The 16,545-nt window shown below is 61.9% G+C and carries 14 protein-coding genes; 2 read left to right on the top strand and 12 right to left on the bottom strand.

All coding sequences use genetic code 11. The annotated features are described in order from the left end of the window. Window positions 1-179: 179 nt before the first annotated feature. Together ACSQ26_RS23735 and ACSQ26_RS23730 are read right to left on the bottom strand one after the other, a co-directional pair. Window positions 180-641 carry a hypothetical protein gene (locus tag ACSQ26_RS23735; RefSeq protein ID WP_436013282.1) on the bottom strand — a complete coding sequence of 154 codons (462 nt, stop codon included), beginning with the start codon at window positions 639-641 and terminating at the stop codon, window positions 180-182. A gap of 13 nt (window positions 642-654) precedes the next feature. Next, window positions 655-1,479 carry a DUF2092 domain-containing protein gene (locus ACSQ26_RS23730; protein WP_436013280.1) on the bottom strand — a complete coding sequence of 275 codons (825 nt, stop codon included), beginning with the start codon at window positions 1,477-1,479 and terminating at the stop codon, window positions 655-657. 297 nt (window positions 1,480-1,776) lie between these two features. On the opposite strand from ACSQ26_RS23730, the gene ACSQ26_RS23725 reads away from it, so the two are divergent. Together ACSQ26_RS23725 and ACSQ26_RS23720 are read left to right on the top strand one after the other, a co-directional pair. Beyond that, on the top strand, window positions 1,777-2,067 hold the full coding sequence (locus ACSQ26_RS23725) for a hypothetical protein (protein WP_436013278.1): 291 nt from the start codon (window positions 1,777-1,779) through the stop codon (window positions 2,065-2,067). Continuing rightward, entirely contained in the window at window positions 2,048-2,941 is an 894-nt protein-coding gene (locus tag ACSQ26_RS23720) for a helix-turn-helix domain-containing protein (RefSeq protein ID WP_436013276.1), read from the top strand. The genes ACSQ26_RS23725 and ACSQ26_RS23720 overlap by 20 nt, the downstream gene beginning before the upstream one ends. A 191-nt stretch (window positions 2,942-3,132) precedes the next feature. Here the strand turns inward: ACSQ26_RS23720 and ACSQ26_RS23715 are convergent, their stop codons facing one another. The 10 genes from ACSQ26_RS23715 to ACSQ26_RS23670 form a co-directional block, all read right to left on the bottom strand. Then, window positions 3,133-4,212, bottom strand: a complete 1,080-nt coding sequence (locus ACSQ26_RS23715; protein ID WP_436013274.1) for an LLM class flavin-dependent oxidoreductase — start codon at window positions 4,210-4,212, stop codon at window positions 3,133-3,135. A 45-nt stretch (window positions 4,213-4,257) separates the two neighbouring features. Next, window positions 4,258-5,226 (bottom strand): ketopantoate reductase family protein, encoded by a 969-nt coding sequence (locus tag ACSQ26_RS23710; protein ID WP_436013272.1) that lies wholly within the window; start codon window positions 5,224-5,226, stop codon window positions 4,258-4,260. A gap of 12 nt (window positions 5,227-5,238) precedes the next feature. Further along, on the bottom strand, window positions 5,239-6,420 hold the full coding sequence (locus ACSQ26_RS23705) for an acyl-CoA dehydrogenase family protein (RefSeq protein WP_436013270.1): 1,182 nt from the start codon (window positions 6,418-6,420) through the stop codon (window positions 5,239-5,241). An 84-nt stretch (window positions 6,421-6,504) separates the two neighbouring features. Continuing rightward, entirely contained in the window at window positions 6,505-7,611 is a 1,107-nt protein-coding gene (locus tag ACSQ26_RS23700; protein ID WP_436013268.1) for an LLM class flavin-dependent oxidoreductase, read from the bottom strand. A gap of 54 nt (window positions 7,612-7,665) precedes the next feature. After that, window positions 7,666-8,748 (bottom strand): LLM class flavin-dependent oxidoreductase, encoded by a 1,083-nt coding sequence (locus ACSQ26_RS23695; protein ID WP_436013266.1) that lies wholly within the window; start codon window positions 8,746-8,748, stop codon window positions 7,666-7,668. Then, window positions 8,745-10,466, bottom strand: a complete 1,722-nt coding sequence (locus ACSQ26_RS23690; protein WP_436013264.1) for a dipeptide ABC transporter ATP-binding protein — start codon at window positions 10,464-10,466, stop codon at window positions 8,745-8,747. The genes ACSQ26_RS23695 and ACSQ26_RS23690 overlap by 4 nt, the downstream gene beginning before the upstream one ends. Beyond that, window positions 10,445-11,299 carry an ABC transporter permease gene (locus ACSQ26_RS23685; protein ID WP_436013262.1) on the bottom strand — a complete coding sequence of 285 codons (855 nt, stop codon included), beginning with the start codon at window positions 11,297-11,299 and terminating at the stop codon, window positions 10,445-10,447. Before ACSQ26_RS23685 ends, ACSQ26_RS23690 begins: the two co-directional genes overlap by 22 nt. Next, window positions 11,296-12,306, bottom strand: coding sequence for an ABC transporter permease (locus tag ACSQ26_RS23680; protein WP_436013260.1), 1,011 nt, complete (start codon window positions 12,304-12,306; stop codon window positions 11,296-11,298). Before ACSQ26_RS23680 ends, ACSQ26_RS23685 begins: the two co-directional genes overlap by 4 nt. Window positions 12,307-12,324: 18 nt before the next feature. Further along, window positions 12,325-13,980 (bottom strand): ABC transporter substrate-binding protein, encoded by a 1,656-nt coding sequence (locus ACSQ26_RS23675; RefSeq protein WP_436013258.1) that lies wholly within the window; start codon window positions 13,978-13,980, stop codon window positions 12,325-12,327. A gap of 209 nt (window positions 13,981-14,189) precedes the next feature. Then, entirely contained in the window at window positions 14,190-16,520 is a 2,331-nt protein-coding gene (locus ACSQ26_RS23670; RefSeq protein WP_436013256.1) for a molybdopterin guanine dinucleotide-containing S/N-oxide reductase, read from the bottom strand. Window positions 16,521-16,545 lie beyond the last annotated feature (25 nt).

The raw sequence follows: 16,545 nt of genomic DNA, 5'->3' as shown, positions 1-16,545 counted from the left end.
CGGCAAAGCGCGCGAAACGCCCCGACAGAAGGCGATGTCCTCGAGCGAGAGCCGGATCGGCGAAGAATTGGTCTTGCAATTGATATCGGGCGATACGTTCGGATCGCTTCCCGGGGGCGGTGACGCGTCCCGTATGATCGACCTTACGAAGTGCATCGACTACGGCACGCACTCAGTTCTTAAGGCGCGCGGACAGCGACATAGACGATGTTTGCCCCCTGGTATCTCGGCGCGTACCAGACATTGCCGCAGCGCCTGTAGGTAACCTTGGTCCTGACGACCTTGACGCAGGAAGTCGGTAGTGAATAGGCGATGGTCCCGAGTGCCACCGTGCCGATCGCGGCACCCGCCCAGCGACCGTAATAGTTGTCGTGCCTGTGCCAGTGATCATACTCATAGTGGTGATGGTGCTTCTTGTTGTTGTTATTGTTGTGCCTGTAGACAGGCTGGGTTCCGCTTGGCATGCCGCCATGGAAGCTGCCTCCGCGATTGGTGTTACCGCCGCCGCCGTGGCCTCCGCCCCTGCCACCACCCCCGCCGCCGCCGCGGGAAAATGTATCCGTCGACAGCGAAATGGCGAGGATCAGGGCAAATCCGGTATAGAGAACAAGTTGGGCTGCTTTTCGGAACGTCGTTGTCATCGCCACGTCTCCTTCACTTGCCGGTCGAGTCCACGGGGTCCTGATCGATGAGGCCCATCTCCGGTGGGGCGGCATAGAGGAAATTGCTGTCGTCGATTTCCGCATCCGTATCCCAGTCTAGCGTCGCAGTTTGCTGCGGTCGCTCGGCACTATCGATCTCAGTAATCACCATGCGGCAGGGAAGAGGATCGCCGTTGGCCCGTATCCAGATCTGGACATCGGCCGCCGCGACCCGAAACGCATAGTGATCGCACCTTTCACCAAGGATCCTGCTTTGGCCGGCAAAATAGGCCGACTTGATCTCGACGTTCCGATCAAACGCCGAGTTCCAGAAGAAGAGGTCGGCAAGCGGCAACCGGACGCCATACTTTTCCTCCGCGGTGATGATGGTCTTTGCGATCGTGTCCGGTGCATCGAAGACCGCGTAATATCCGAGAGCCGGCGATACCTGCGTCACGGACTTTCCGTCGTAATAGTATTCCCGCTGATGCTTGTCGTTGTCGATGCTGACCTTCATGCGGTCGGGCGTCCTGACCAGGAACGTGGTCTGGCCCAGGATTTCGATCTTCTGGCCGTCTTCGAGAACGTCTTCGCTGGTTGTCGTCGCCGTGAGTTTGAATTGCTTGAGCGTGCGAAGATAAGCGGCCATGGTGTCCAGCGCCTTGACCGCTTCCTGCTGCACCAATACATCCGCCTCCGTTTCGGGCGGGCTGCTGGCGGCATCCTGGGCCAGGGTGGGTGCCATCGCGGCAAGCGCAAATGCCGCGCCCGCCATCGTGGATAAGCTTGCCGTCCGCAATCGCGGCTTGCTCGCCAATATTTCCAGGATCTGCAACATGAGTTCGCTCCTCCCCGACCGTCACCCGCGTCAATGCGATGACAAAAGGTCAGGCAACCGTTCAGTAACTGCTCTTGTTCAGCAGAGACCGAAAACGAGGCTCGGCACAAGTACGTAACAGTTACGCAACGCGGAATCGAGGCGAGCAAGCAGCTTTGGCCGGCGCCGTGGACCGTCGCAAGACACTGCCAAATGATTCCATTTAACCCTGAAGGGCTCTAGGTTCACTATGCGGGTGAGACGGCACCAACCATCGACGCTGGAAGGCCGGAAGAGGCGAGGTATATCAAAAGCATATTGGAAAATAATGGCGGACAGAGCGGGCACGCCAGAACCGAGCAAAATCAGCCGGTTAAGCCGCCCGCGACCAAAAATAGTGGCCTTGAAAACACGGCGGAATTAGATGCGGTTCCCAACCGGGTCATGGTGGCCGCAGTCTGGCTTGCGCTTCATCGTGACACGATCGTAGGCGCCCCCATACCAGTGGTCCGCGCGAAATTCGACCTTTCGCCGTTGGACGCCGTTGAAGCGCTGAAGCGCGGTCGAGATATTCGCTATGGGGCGCGCGATGGCATCCGCAAAGCCTGAGCGTAACGACGTCGCCATCGCTCAGAAGGCAATCAACTTGGCGCGAGGCCTTTCTGGGGCTGATAAGGCTGTAGCGGCCGCCATCATAGACCATTTCAACAAGGTGACTGGGCAATGCGATCCGAGCATTGAGCGTCTGGCGACACTGCTCGATCTCGACGAGCGGACGATTCGACGCGCGACCGCGGATCTCTGTGCGAAGCATGGAATGTTCCTCAAGCGCAGCCATGGGGGCAAGTCGTTGCGCGCCTCCTATGCGCCGATCTGGTCCACTTTCCGGGATATCGTGACCGAATGGGATAACCGAATGAGGGGCGCTAACGGTCCGCTCGGTGGACCGTTTCCCAATGCTGAGAACCGGGCGGAAATGTCCGGTTCTACCCCTGCCGATTGCGACAATGAACCGGACATTTTTGTCCATCCAACCGGGCAGAAATGTCCGATAGTACCGGGCAGAAATGTCCTACAAACCCATATAAGGAACCCATCTTATGAACCCATAAGTGCATCAACGTCGGTGCGTGATGCTGCGCGCGACCCTGAAACACTGAGTTTTGGGGCGCTGTCTCAAGGGCTCTTGAGAAGGGAAAATCTTGATCTCAAGCCGCCCGGCTATCAGGCACGGGAACGGGCTGCAACGTCGGGCTGCTCTCGATCAGAGGCGGCATTGATAGCGGCGCAGCGTCGTCTCGATCAGGCGATTGCCCAAGCCGACACGTCCTGGCGCTCGGACATGTGGACGCTCACGGACGAGACGGATCGCAATCACGCCATCACTGCGGAACTCAAGCGCCGAGGCGAAGGCATAGCTTGCCTGCAGGCTGCGGTGCGGCTTGCTCGACTTCGAGACGGAGCGTCGAACCATGTCCACTAAGACCGGGTACATGTGCCCACCCGGCTGGGGGGGTGGGTCAAAGTCTATAAGAGGCCGGGGCGCCCACCGGCTTGGGGCATTTGTTTGTAGCGAGTGGAAATTGGAGGCAAAAAGCCACTTTGGGGGATAATATCGAGCAATCATAAACGAGAAGACCGAGCCACCGAAGGGCAATAGGATGACCACCATTCTTATACGTTTATGTTGCGGAAAAGGGGAAGCAACTCGTCACCCTGACGCTGGATTTCCGCAAGATAGGGTGTATCGGACAGCACGAAATGCGTAATGCCGACTTCTTGATACTTGCGCAACGAGCGGGCGACATCCTCGGCAGAGCCAACCAGCCACGTGGTGCCCGCTCCGCCGCCGCCGAATTTGCCCGGTGCGGTGTAGAGATTGTCGTCCAGCACGTCGCCACGCGCGGCAAGATCGAGAAGGCGTTGCTGGCCAGCCGCGATCCCGTGACGATGGTCCTGCCAGCCGCCGGCCTCACCTTCGGCCATCTTGGCGACTTTCGCCTCCGCATCTGCCCAGGCCTGTTCCGTCGTGTCTCTCACCAGGGTCGTGATCCTGAGGCCGAATTCCAGCGGAGCGATATCGCGGTCGAGCGCCTTGCTGAGCGTCTTCAGCCGTTCGATGCGCTCCCGGATACCGTCGAGAGATTCGCCCCAGAAAAGCTGGACATCGGCCTCCGTGGCGGCCACCAGCTCGGCAGCTTCGGAAGCACCGCCGAAGTAGAGTTTCGGATGAAGGCGGTTACCGCGGACTTCCAGTCTCGGCATCGCTGTCGACCCGGTTACCTGGAAATGGTCTCCCGTGAAGGTGACATTCTCCTCGGTCCAGAGACGGCGAACCAGCCGCATGAATTCCTTCGTCCGCGCGTAGCGCTGCGACTGGTCGCCTTCGTTGTCACCATAGGCCGTAAGTTCGTCGTGGCCGGATACCACGTTGACCCGCACGCGCCCACCACTTAATTGGTCGAGCGTCGCTGCGGAAGAGGCAAAATTTGCCGGCCTCCAGTAGCCTGGGCGTACGGCGACCAGGGGCTCGAACGTCGTCGTTCGCACGGCAAGCGCGGTCGCGACCGTGAATGTATCGGGCCGGCCCCAGCCTGTGCCGATCAGGGCGCCCTTCCATCCATGTTTCTCTATGGCTCTTGCCTGCGCCGTTAGAGTGTCAAGGCTGTTATGACCTTCGGTCGCGACATCACCGCGATGACCCGCCTTGATGTCGTTGGGGATATACCAGAGGAATTCGGAATGACTGTTCATGTTTCTGCGCCAAGATGCGTCCAGCGTTGTTCGAGGTCGGGCTGTCTATCGGACCTCAGCAATGTCCCGCGAGCCAGGCTTGCCGCCATCGCGTGCGAGCCTTGCCGCTGCTTGCTGAAAGGCGGCGTTGAGCGGTGTCGCAACACCGTGAAGCCGCCCCAGACGCACGATCTCGCCGTTCAGATAATCGACTTCGCTTGAGGTACCGCGCAGGAAGCTCTGCCATGTCGATTGCCGGCCGGGTCCGTCTCCACTACGCCTGATCTGCCAGCCGGAAATATCGACCTTGCGTTCCGAAGCTGCAGCCGGGTCGTAGCCAGCAGCCAGAAGGACAGTTCGGGCTTCGGCTGCGAGGTCCGTCGCGGCTTTTGCGCGAGCGTCCGCTGTGCCGGCAAATAGCTCAGTGGCATTCCCAACATTGTGCTGCAGCTTGGCGGCCTTCCAGCGGCGAATGTGCGGACTGGCTTCGGCGAGATATCCTGCCTTTGTCAGGTCGGCAACGATTGTCGATGCTGTGTCGTCAAGTCCCAGGGGATAGCGCCCGAGTGTGACAACACCGACATTGGGCTCCGCGTCCACGGTGACCTCGCCGGTCACGGTGTAGCGTGCTGGAACGAGGATGCTGGCGGCATAAATTCGGCTGAAGCGACGGAGCGCGATGTCCTCGGCCGCGAGTCCGTTCTGAAGCGTGACCAGCGGCAGTTCCGATGCGAGGCCGCCCGCACCTTCTACATCGCGCCAGGCCCAGAAGTCGGTGGCAGCCTCGACATCCTGCGCCTTGACCGTGAGGACGAGGATATCGTCCGGTCTCAGGGCTGGTGGAGTCGCGGTGTCGACGGCGTTGAGCCGAAGCACACGGGCTTCATTCGGGCGGCGATAGGAAAGGCCATTGAGCGCGATATGGGCGATCTGCGAGCCGCGTCCCACCAGGACATAAGGGATGCCATGGGTCTCGAACTGGGCGGCAAGACTTGCGCCGACCGCGCCCGCGCCGATGATGATGTAGCGTGTCATGTGTTTCTGCTTTCAGGCGGACTTCAGGATCGGCAGTTCCGCCGGCTGCTGCGTCGCGGCAGTCTGTTCCCTGTTCCACCGGTCATAGGCCGCGCGGCCCAGGATCGATATGCATGTATCCTCCTGCGGCGCATGGATGAGCACAGCCTGAATGTCGCGGAAATGCCGCTCCAGTCCCAGGTCGGATCCAAGGCCGGGATTGCCGAGACCACGCACTGCGATCTGGACGGCATCGCGCAGCTGTCGGCCAGCAATGATGCGTGCTCTGATAAGCCGCTCCGGACTGTTGAGGCCTGTCCTCAGCGCGTCGAAGATGATCTCCCGGGCGCCGGAGATGAGCAGGTCGATCTCACCCGAGAGCGTCGTGATCCGTTCCGTGCGGGCGATCGGATGGCCCAGATTGGTCGGAACGCGCTCATGGGCGAAGCGGATGAAGGCCGCTTGCGCGGCTTCCGCCACCCCGAGATAGATGGCGGTCAGCGCCAGCGTGATCGCCGCATGGCCGCGATTGTCCTGCTGGGCCACGGAGGGATCGACGAGATCAAGCACGTTTTCCAGCGGAATTTCGACGTCCGTGTATTCGACATCATGCGACCCCGTGGCCCGCATGCCGAGGCTGTTCCAGGTCTCAATGATATTGATGCCGGGCAGCTTGTTCGACACGACGAAGGTGCCGACGCGAGGCGATGCTTCGTCGGTATGAGCCCAGACGAGAAAGTGGGTCAGGCCATAGGCACCGGTCACGAACATCTTGCGGCCGGTGATCGACCAGCCATTCGCCGTGCGTCGGGCAAGCGTCGCCGGCAGACCGCCGCGCGCCGGTGAACCCAGTTCCGGCTCGACGCGGGCCGCATTGAGCAATAGCGGGCGCTTCTTACCCTCCGCCAGCAGGTGCTGATAAAGTTCTTCTGGCCAAAAGGCCTTCTGGGCCTGGGCGAGGTGACAGAAGATCGTCATGGCGCTGATCAGCGCGACCGACGGATCGCCTCGACCCAGCGAGGCCAGGATTTCGGCCGCCTCGTAAAGGTTGGCGCCATCGCCGCCGTGGCGGACGGCGACAGTGCTTGAAAGCAGGCCGCCGTCATGGACGGCATTGATACCCGGCCAGGGAAACTGGCCCGTGCGGTCCGCCTCGGGAGCGTTCTGCGCGAGCACCTGCTCGGCGACTTTCAGCGCGTGTGTGTCGTAAGGCATGGTTCAAGCTTTCTGATTGATCCGGCAGTGTGGCGGCGCGACCGGGAGACGCGCCGCCACATATTGGCAGTCACATAGGGAGAATCAGGCGGCTGCCGACTTCTTGGTTCCTTCCCGCTCGCGGATACCCTCCCGCACCAGCGGCAGGATGTAGCGGCCGTAATCGATCGCATCGTTGAAATTGTCGTAGCCGCGGATCGAGATGAGATCGCAACCGAGATCGATGTAGTCGAGGATGGAATCGGCGATGGTGCGCGGCGATCCCACCAATGCGGTGCTGGCCCCGGCGGCGTTGGTCGCCGTCACGGTCGGGTACCACAACGCGCGGTCATGCACGTCGCCGCGAGACGCGATTTCGAGCAGCCGCTGCGAGCCGACATTGGCCGGGCGCGGGGCGGAGAGGGGTGTACGCAGTGACAGGCCCTTTTCGCGGTTGTCGTTCAGCCGATCCACGACCTTGTGTGCCTTTTGCCAGGCAAGGTCGTCGGTCTCAGCCACAATCGGGCGAAACGTCACCCAGATGCGTGGGCGATCCGTCCGGCCAGCCTTCGCGGCTTCGGCATAGACCCGGTCGATCTGTTCTTTTGTCTCCTTGAGCGGCTCGCCCCAGAGGCCGAAAATATCGCCGTGCGTACCGCCGATCCGGTAGGCTGCGTCGGACGAACCGCCGACCGAAATCGGAATGGTGCCGTTGGTCGGGCGCACCGCGCTGCGGAACCCTTTGAACTGGTAGTGCTTGCCCTCGAAATCGAAAGCCTCCTTCGAGGTCCATGCCTGGCGCAGTATGCGGATATATTCTTCCTGACGCTCGTAACGCTCTTCCTTGTTGAGGAAGTCGCCTTCACGCGCCTGCTCTTCGTCGCTGCCGCCGGCAATGAAGTGGACCACGACGCGGCCGCCGCTCAACTGGTCGAGTGTCGCGAGCGACTTGGCCGCGACGGTCGGATAGACCGTGTTCGGGCGGAGCGCGACGATGATCTTGAGATTCTTCGTATGTGCCAGGACCGTGGCCCCGAGCGTGAAGGGGTCGAAGGACGCGGAGGAGTATGGGAGCAGGGTATAGTTGAAACCGTAGTCGTCGAGCGCGCGCGAGTATCGTTCGAGGTAGCTGGGATCCACGGGAGCGTCCGGTATAGGGTTCAGGTCGTTCGAGGCGTTCGGAAAGCTTATGCTAATAAATTCGGCGGACATGGGAGGCTCCTATTGCTTGCTACGTGGTTCAGTCGGGTTAAGTCGCTGTCGTGATCACCAGGAGGCGGACCAGCCGAAGGCGGGCGCCACCGTCTCAGCCAGATCGCGCAGCAGCCGGACATTCTCTTCGAGGCCGAAGGCCGGGGGCAGGAAGAGGATGACCTCATCGGCCGAGGCGATGCCGGGATCCGTGAACACGGCTTCTATCACCTGGTCGGGCGTGCCCTGGAACACCGGTGAAATCTGTGCACCGGCGGGCGGCGGGGGAGGCGCGAGCGCACCCTTCGGACGGGAAGCGGCAATACCAACGGTGCGGCGTTCGAGATCATAGGCGGCATATTTCTCGCGAAGCTCGGGGGTGGTACCGACGAGAATCGATGCTGCGACCGCGACCGGCGGCGGCTCGGTACCCCACTTCCCGCGCCAGATGCTGCGGTAAGCCTCGATGATACGGGCCTGATACGCGCCAAAGGTCTCACCTTCGGCATGGTCGTGCTGCACGGTCCCGGAAATGAGCCCGATGCCGAGTTCGGCGGCTTGAATGCCAGAGCCAAGGCTGGCCGAACCCTGCCGGATGCGGGAGCGCAGGGTAGGGCTGTGCGGCGTCACGCGAAGTTCGGCACCCTCCGGGGCGCCTTGTCCTGACCCAACGACGGTGTGCAGGATTTCGCCCGAGATCGCGGCGAGGAAACGTGCCTGGCGACGCTTGGCCTCCGTGCGGGCGTCGGTATCGACCGTGCCGAAGACTGCATCGAAGGCGGCATTCGCGCCTGTCGAGATGGCCAGTTCCAGACGACCATTGATCAGCAGGTCGGTCGTACCTGCGGCTTCGGCGAGCAGGATCGGGTCTTGATAGCGCATCGGGATGACCGCTGAGCCCAGCGTGATATGCTTTGCATGCTGGCCGGCCGCGGCGAAGAACGGAAGTGGCGAGGACAGGTAGTGGTCAAAATGCCGCTGATAGGCCCAGCCAGACTGATAACCCAGCCGCTCGGCGGCCTTGTAGAGTTCGATCCCGTCGCGCAGCCCCTGGGCTGGTCCGGCGGTGTCGTTGAAGGACACCCGCGTGTTGAAACCGAGCCGGGTTTTTGGACGGAACGGCGCGGGTTTGGTGTGAGCAGGTGCGGTGATGTTCATGCGATTTGGACCTGACTGATGACCCGCCGGGGTTGCGGCGTTGACACTTCGGCGATGCGAGCTGCGCCTGATGGGATCGATTTCAACAAGGACACTGTGTAGGGCTGCTGCGGGTTGTCGAAGATGTCAGCAACACGCCCATGTTCGACAACGCGCCCGCGGTGCATCACCGAGACCGTGTGCGCGAGTTGGCGCACCAGAGCCAGGTCGTGGGAGACGAAGATGTAGGTCAGGCCGAGATTGGCCTGTAGCGAGAGCAGCACCTCGACGATGTCGGCCTGGACGCTGACATCGAGTGCGGACGTGGGCTCGTCAAGCACGATCACATCCGGCTTGAGGACCAGCGCCCGTGCGATCGCCACGCGCTGGCGCTGGCCGCCAGACAAAGCTTCCGGCTTGCGGGAGAGCAGATGCTCGGCAAGCCCGACGTTGGCGAGCGCCTCGCGGACGCGCTCGACCCGCTCCTTGGCTGTTCCAATCTTGAACCGATCCAGCGGCTCGCGCACCAGCCGCTCGACCGTCCACGTCGGGTCGAGCGAGGTGAACGGGTTCTGGTAGACGAATTGAAGTTGGCGCCACACCGCGCGAAGCGATCCCTGCGAGCGGCCGGCAAGCTGCTCGCCGGCGACGGAGATGTTTCCGGTGTCGGGCTGTTCGAGCCCGAGCAGCAGGCGGATGGCCGTCGTCTTGCCCGAACCCGATTCGCCGACCAGCGCATGCGTGGTGCCAGCCGGAACGGCGAACGATACGTCATCGACCGCCTTCACGGTTCTTCCATCAACCGCGAAAGTCTTGGTGACGGCGCTGACCTCTATCTTGGGCACCTTGCCAGCGCCGGCCTTGAGCAGGCGGAAGCCTGGATCGCGCAGCCTTGCATAGCGGTCCGGGTTCAGGGCCGGGACGTCGGCATGCAGCTTTCTGGCATAGGCCGAGGCAGGCGAGGAGAAGACGCTTGCGGTATTGCCGGCTTCCTGGACGATGCCGTCCTTGAGCACCACCAGCGAATCCGCCCGCTCGGCGGCGATCGCAAGGTCGTGGGTGATGAGCAGCAGGCTGATGTCAAGATCGTGCTGCAGCTTGGTGAGCAGGTCGAGGATCCGCTTCTGGATCGTGACATCGAGCGCGGAGGTCGGCTCGTCCGCGACCAGCAGCGACGGACGCGGCAGAACCGCAAGCCCGATCAGCACCCGCTGAAGCATGCCGCCCGAGAGCTGGTGCGGATAGGAATCGTAGACGCGTTGCGGGTTGTCCAGCCCGACCTGGGCGAAGGTCTCCAGAATGCGCTCCTTGCGGATAGCCTTGCTGGGTTCGTCGAGGAGTGCAGCGGCTTCCAGCGCCTGGGCGCCGATGGTCCGAACCGGATTGAGCGAGTTACCGGGATCCTGCGGAACGAAGCCGATAGTACGGCCCCGCAATGGTCGGAACTGCCGCTCCGGGAGCGCCAAAATCTCCTGGCCACCGAACTCGACGCGGCCGGTCGCGATGCCGCGGCTGGGGAGAAGCCGCAGCACCGCGCGGGCGATAGTCGACTTGCCGGAGCCGGACTCGCCGATCAGGGCAAGGCTCTTGCCACGGCCCAGTTCAAAGCCGACGTTCCGGACAACCTCGTTCAGCCCGTAGGAGACGGACAGGCCGTCGACCCGCAGCAGGCTTGCCGGTTTCTGTCCGGTAACTCCGGCGCGGAGAATAGTCGCGCTCAATCTGTCTTGCGTAACCATTGGCTGATCCTGTTCACTGAGAGGACGGTGGCGATCGTGACCAAGGCGGGCGCGTAAACCAGCCATGGCCATTTGGGGTAATCCTTGCCGATCGAGATCAGCAGGCCCCAGTCGGAGGCGGGCGGCGGGTCGCCGTAGCCGAGGAAGGCGAGGCTGGCGATCACCAGGATCGAGTCGCCGAAATGGAGCACCGCGAGCGGCAGCACCGAGCGCGACGCGTTTGGCAGCACGTGGCGCCAGAGGATATGCCAGCGCGAGCCGCCGAGCAGATAGGAGGCCTCGACGAAAGTCGCAGCCCTCGTCTTGATGACCTCCGAGCGCATGACACGGGCGAAGACGGCCACCGCCGAGATACCCGTGGCGATGGCGGCGTTGATGGTGTCGAAGCCGATCGCGGTGACGACGATGACCGCAAGCAGGAATTTGGGAATGGCAAGCAGGACGTCCACCAGCCGGGCGAATGCCGTATCCACCCAACCGCCCAGAAAGCCGGCCAGCAGGCCGACAGTGCCACCAGCGAAAACGCCGATGACGACGGCGATCAACGCACTGGAGACCGAGGAGGCGGTACCATAGACAACGCGGGTATAGAGATCCCGGCCGAGATGGTCGGTTCCGAACCAGTATTCCAGGCTCGGCGCTCTGAGCTTGTGCGCAGGGATGCCGCTGATCGGATCAAAGCTGGTGAAGAGGCCAGGTACCAGTGACCAGGCGATCACAAGTGCGACGAACACAAAGGAGAGAAGGACGACCGGCGGCACCTTCAAAGCCGTCAGCCGGCTGGTGACGGTGGTGCGTGTATTGGTGTGGGCGTAGTCGGAGGTGATAGTCATGGCGTCACCGCTCCGGAAACGTTGGCCGAGTTTTCGTCGGTGGTGGTCGGCCGACGCTCGGCAGCGCCAACGAGTTTTACGCGCGGATCAAGCAGCGGGTAGGTCAGGTCGGCGATGAGGTTGACGACCACGAAGACCACGGCCGCGAGCGAGACGACGGCCTGCAGGACGGGCAGGTCCTGCGTGCTCACCGAGCGCTGCACGAGGCTGCCGATGCCCGTGCGGCCAAAGACCGTCTCGGTGATCAGCGAACCGCCGAGCAGTTCGCCGATGGTGAGCGCGATGACGGTGACGACGGGCAGCGAGGAGGGCTTGAGCAGGTGCTTGGCGAAGAGGCGCATCTTGCCGAGGCCGCGGCTGCGCGCGACGGCGGCATATTCCTGCCCAGCCTCATGATCGAGATTGGCGATGAGCACTTCCGCGATCTGGGCGGAGATCGGGATACCGAGCGTGATTGCCGCGAAAACGGTCGCCCAGAAGCTGTCCGGCTCGATCACCCGGAAGAAACCGAGCTGGAAGCCGAAGATGTGGATCAGAACCAGACCCAGCACGAAATTGGGGACTGATAGAAATAAGGAAGGAAAGCCTCGCAGCAAGCCCTGTCCATACTGCTTGGGAACGAACCGGGTGCCGTAGGCAATGACCAGCGCCAGCAACAGAGCGACGAGAAGGCCCGAGGCTGCCAGGATCAGCGTCGAAGGCAGTACCTCGCCGATCAATGTCGCCACCGGCCGCTGGGACCGCATGGATATGCCGAGGTCACCCATCAGGAAGTTGGAGAGCGACGACCAGAGCTGGACAAGGACCGGCCTGTCCAGGCCCTGGGCGGCGATGATTTCGCGGATTTCGTCCTCCGTGAACCCGCTCTGCGGATTACGGAGGACGTTGGTGATCGGGTCGCCGGGCAGGATGCTGACGATGACGAAGGTGAAGACGTATGCCAGCAGGATGACAATGGCCGCCTGGACGAAGCGCTTCAGCGCATAGGTTCGGTAGGCACTGTTCATGCCGGTCTCCTCCTCACGTTACACGCTGGTTTTCGTGGCCGTGTAGTAGCTGGCATAGGCGACGCCGTTATAGGTCACGCCCTTGAGGTTCGGAGACTGGACGTAGATTCGCTGGACGATCTGCGTGCGCGGAATGAAGTAGCCCTGCTCGAGAATGTATGTCTGCAACTCGTCGAGCAGCGGCTTGCGCGTTTCGACGGAGCCGGCGCCGGCGATCTTGTCTCTAAGATCGTTGAGCACTTTGTCGCTTTCGTCGAGGGCGAACCAGTTTTCGCCATTGTTGGCGTTGGTCAGGATGCCGGCCACCGTGCCGGCGTCGATGAAGCTGCGCGTCACCTCGTAGGCTGGCACAGCCGGGCCGCCATACTTGACCTTCTCGCCGTATGTCACGACGTCGTAGGCCTGGATGCGCACTTTCCAGCCGATCTTGCCGAGCTGCTGGGCGATAAGCTCGTCGACCGATTTCGACGTGGCGAGGTAGGGGTTGGAGTGGAGGGTGATCTCCAGCGCCTTGCCGTCCTTCGTGCGGACGCCGTCGGCGCCCTTGACCCAACCCGCTTCGTCGAGAAGCTTCTCGGCCTTTTCGGGGCTGTAGGCCAGCAGTTCGCTGTGGTCGGTCGCGCCGGGCACGTTGCTCTGGATGAAGGACTTCGCCAGCTTCCAGTCCGGCGTGTAGACGGTGTCGATGATCTCCTGGCGATTGACGGCGGCCTGGAGGGCCTGGCGCACCTTCAAGTCATTATAGGGCGTGAGCTTGGTATTGATCGCCCAGCCATTGACGAAGCCGAGATAGCGCGGTGTCGCAACGGTGAAGCCCTCGTCCTTGAGGGACTGCAGCTCCTGCGGCGAGGCGTTGTAGGCGATGTCTGCCTGGCCGGACTGGACCGCGGCGACGCGCAGTGAGGGCTCGGTGACCAGCTTGTAGGTGATCGTATCGAGATGAGCGGGGCCGGTATGACCGACCGCCTCGGGACCCCAATTGTAGTCCTTACGCTTGACCAGCTTGACGAAGTCGCCGTCCTTCCAGGACTCGACCACATAGGGGCCGCTGCCGGATGTCTTGCTCAGGTCGGCCTGTTCGGTCGCCGGTGTAGCGAGGCTCTTGGGCGAAATCAGGATCGAGCCGTGATAACCCAGCGTCGGGATAAAGCCGAGCGTCGGCTTCTTAAAGACGACCTTCACCGTGGCTGCATCGATCGCCTCGGCATGATCGTAGGTCTTGGGGAACAGGCCGATCGGGTTGATGCCCTCGCTCTTGCGGCCCGCGTACCAGATGTCGAGATTGGCGACGACGGCGGCGGCATCGAGTGGGGTGCCGTCGGAGAAGGTCACGCCTGATTTGAGATGGAGCGTGAATTCGGTTGCCTTGTCATTCTGTTCCCACTTCTCGACGAGCCAGGGACTCACCTTGCCCTCGGCATCGACGTAAAGCAGCTTGTCTGTCACATGGCCCCAGATATGGCCCTGAAAACTGGAGATTGCGCTGTTGTTCGGCACCCAGGTATCGCCGAGCGAATCGATGAGAAAGGTGATGTCACCACCTTCTTGCGGGTTGTCCGCACTCAAAGCCGGGCTGAATCCCGCCGAGGCGACCACGGAGGCAGCGGCCAGCATTGAGGTGGCGGTCAGCAGACGGCGGCGGGAAATGAAAAGTGGAAAGGAATAGTCGGTCATGATTCGGTCCTGTCTTGATTGCCGAGCAGATCACGAGGCCTAGCCTAGCAGGGCAAAGTCTGAGAGAAAGACTGGTTATTCTTTTTCTATCAAATTTATAGATTTTATTTTCTGCGATTGCAAGAGTTGGAGATCGGCTTTTTCGAATCCGGCCGGATATCGGATGGTGAGCCTCATTCGACCTGGCAGGCGACCGTTAAAAAAGCAGGCTACCGCTCGCCACCATTCCCGGTGGAATTGCCGTTGTTCACAAATCTCACTTCCTCGAGTATCCGCACCGGAGGTGGTTCGCCAATGAAACGCTCGACCTCCACCCTGGTAAGCTGTCCTGTCGAGGCCTGAGCCACCTGAGAGGTTCCGATGTCGCGGGTGAGGATGTTCGGGTTGCCATGGATACACATGGTCTTGTCGACACTCGGGTCTTCCGGCTCAAACCATGCGCCCGTGGCGAGCTGTATCACGCCCCGCCGTACGTCGTCGCTCAAGACGGCGGCCGCGAGGCACGCGCCGCGCGCGTTGAAAAGCCTTACAATGTCACCATTCGAGATGCCGCGTTTGGCCGCATCGCGCGGGTTGATTCGAACCGGTTCCCGGCCCCTGATCTTGGTGGAGCGACTGAAGTCGCCGTAGTCCAACTGACTATGCAGCCGCTGACGTGGCTGATTGCAGACGAGATGGAGCGGATAGCGGCCGTCATCCGCCTGTGCTTCCGGCCTGGCCGGATACCATCGCGGATGACCAGAGCAATCGTCGTAGCCGAAGCTATCGATCGTCTGCGAAAAGATCTCGATCTTGCCGGATGGCGTTGGAAGTGCGGCGGTCTCTGGGTCGTCGCGGAAGGCACGCGCCGGCCCGCCGTCGTCGGGTTGAAGTGGCAGTACCAGCTCTCCCCGCTCCCAGAATGTCTCGAAGTCGGGAGCCTCTTGCCCGCCAGCTGCGAGCGCCTGGCGCGTCGGCTCGTAGAGCAAAGCGAGCCATTCCGTGGCTGTGCGATTTTCGGTGAATGCTTCGACTATGCCGAGACGGCGCGCGATCCCGGCGAAGATATCGTAATCGTCTCGCGCCTCGCCGACCGGTTCGATCAGCTTCTTCATCGCGATCATCAGGGGATCGCCCTGCGCCGCGCCGATATCGTCGCGCTCGAGCGTCGTCGTGGCCGGCAGGACAATGTCGGCGTGGCGTGCCGAGGATGTCCAAGCCGACTCATGGACGATGATGGTGTCGGGCCGCTTGAATGCTGCCCGCAATCTGTTGAGATCTTGATGGTGATGAAACGGATTGCCCCCCGCCCAATAGACGAGCCGGATATCGGGATAGTTCAGTGCCTGACCGTTATAATTAAATGCGCCGCCGGGATTGAGCAGCATGTCGGCGATGCGCGCGACGGGAATGAAATCTTGTACGGGGTTCTTGAACTGTCCAAACGTGGGCAGCGGAACCGTGAGTTGGCGTTTGCCAGTGTTGCCCAAGGCTCCAAGGGAATAGGAATAGCCGCCGCCGTCCAGACCCATCTGTCCGAGCATGGCGGCCAGCACGATACCCATCCAGACCGGCTGCTCGCCATGGTCGGCACGCTGCAGGGAGTGACTTACGGTGACCAGCGTTCTGTTGCGCGCCATCGCTCGTGCCAGATCTCTGATGACATCGATGCCGATGCCGCAGATTTGGGACGCCCATTCCGGGCTCTTTTCGACACCGTCGGTCCGGCCGAGCAGATAATCTTCGAAGCGGTCATAGCCGATCGTATAGCGGTCGAGAAATCCGCGATCGTGCAATCCTTCGCTGACGAGGACTCGGGCTAGGCCGAGCATCAGTGCGACATCGGTGCCGGGCAGAAGCGCCAGCCACTCGGCATTGGCCTCGGGGAGAAAATCGTCGCGCAACGGGCTGACGAGGACGAAGCGCGCGCCGCGCGCACTGGCGCTCTTGAGCCTGTCCGGCACAATATGCTGGCTGTTGCCCCCGCCATGCACATCAGCGTTCTTGATTGCCATACCACCGAAGGCGACGACCAGTTCCGTGCTCCGCTCAATGGCGTCCCAGGTGACGCTTTTGCGCTCGAAATGGTCGTAAGGTCCGAGCACATGCGGAATGATGACCATCGCAGCGCCGGAGCTGTAGGTGTTGACGGACCGCACATATCCGCCCAGCAGGTTCAGGAAACGGTGTACCTGGCTTTGCGCGTGATGGAAGCGTCCGGCACTGGCCCAGCCATAGGACCCTCCGAACACCGCCCGAGCCCCGAAGTTTCCGTAGACGCGCCGAAGCTCGTTCGCTACAAGGTCAAGCGCTTCCGGCCAACTGACTTCCACATAGTCATCCGCCCCACGGTTCTGCGAGTTGCCGGAGGTACCTTCGAGCCAGCCACGTCTAACGGCCGGGCGCCGGATGCGCACGGGACTATCCGCAATCGCTGGCAGGTTGCCCAGCAGCGGCGATGGGTTCGGATCGTCGGGGTGAGGCCGGATCTCAAGCTTTCCATCCTGGTAGCGGCCGGAGAACGCGCCCCAATGCGAGCTATGGGTCTTGAACATAGTCATGGCAGGGTTCCCGGATATTCTGTTC

It is taken from the genome of Rhizobium sp. LjRoot254 (genome assembly GCF_964254105.1).
GTDB lineage: Bacteria > Pseudomonadota > Alphaproteobacteria > Rhizobiales > Rhizobiaceae > Rhizobium_E.
Note: the sequence above shows the minus strand (reverse complement) of the source record. Positions and strands in the feature narration are given on the sequence as shown.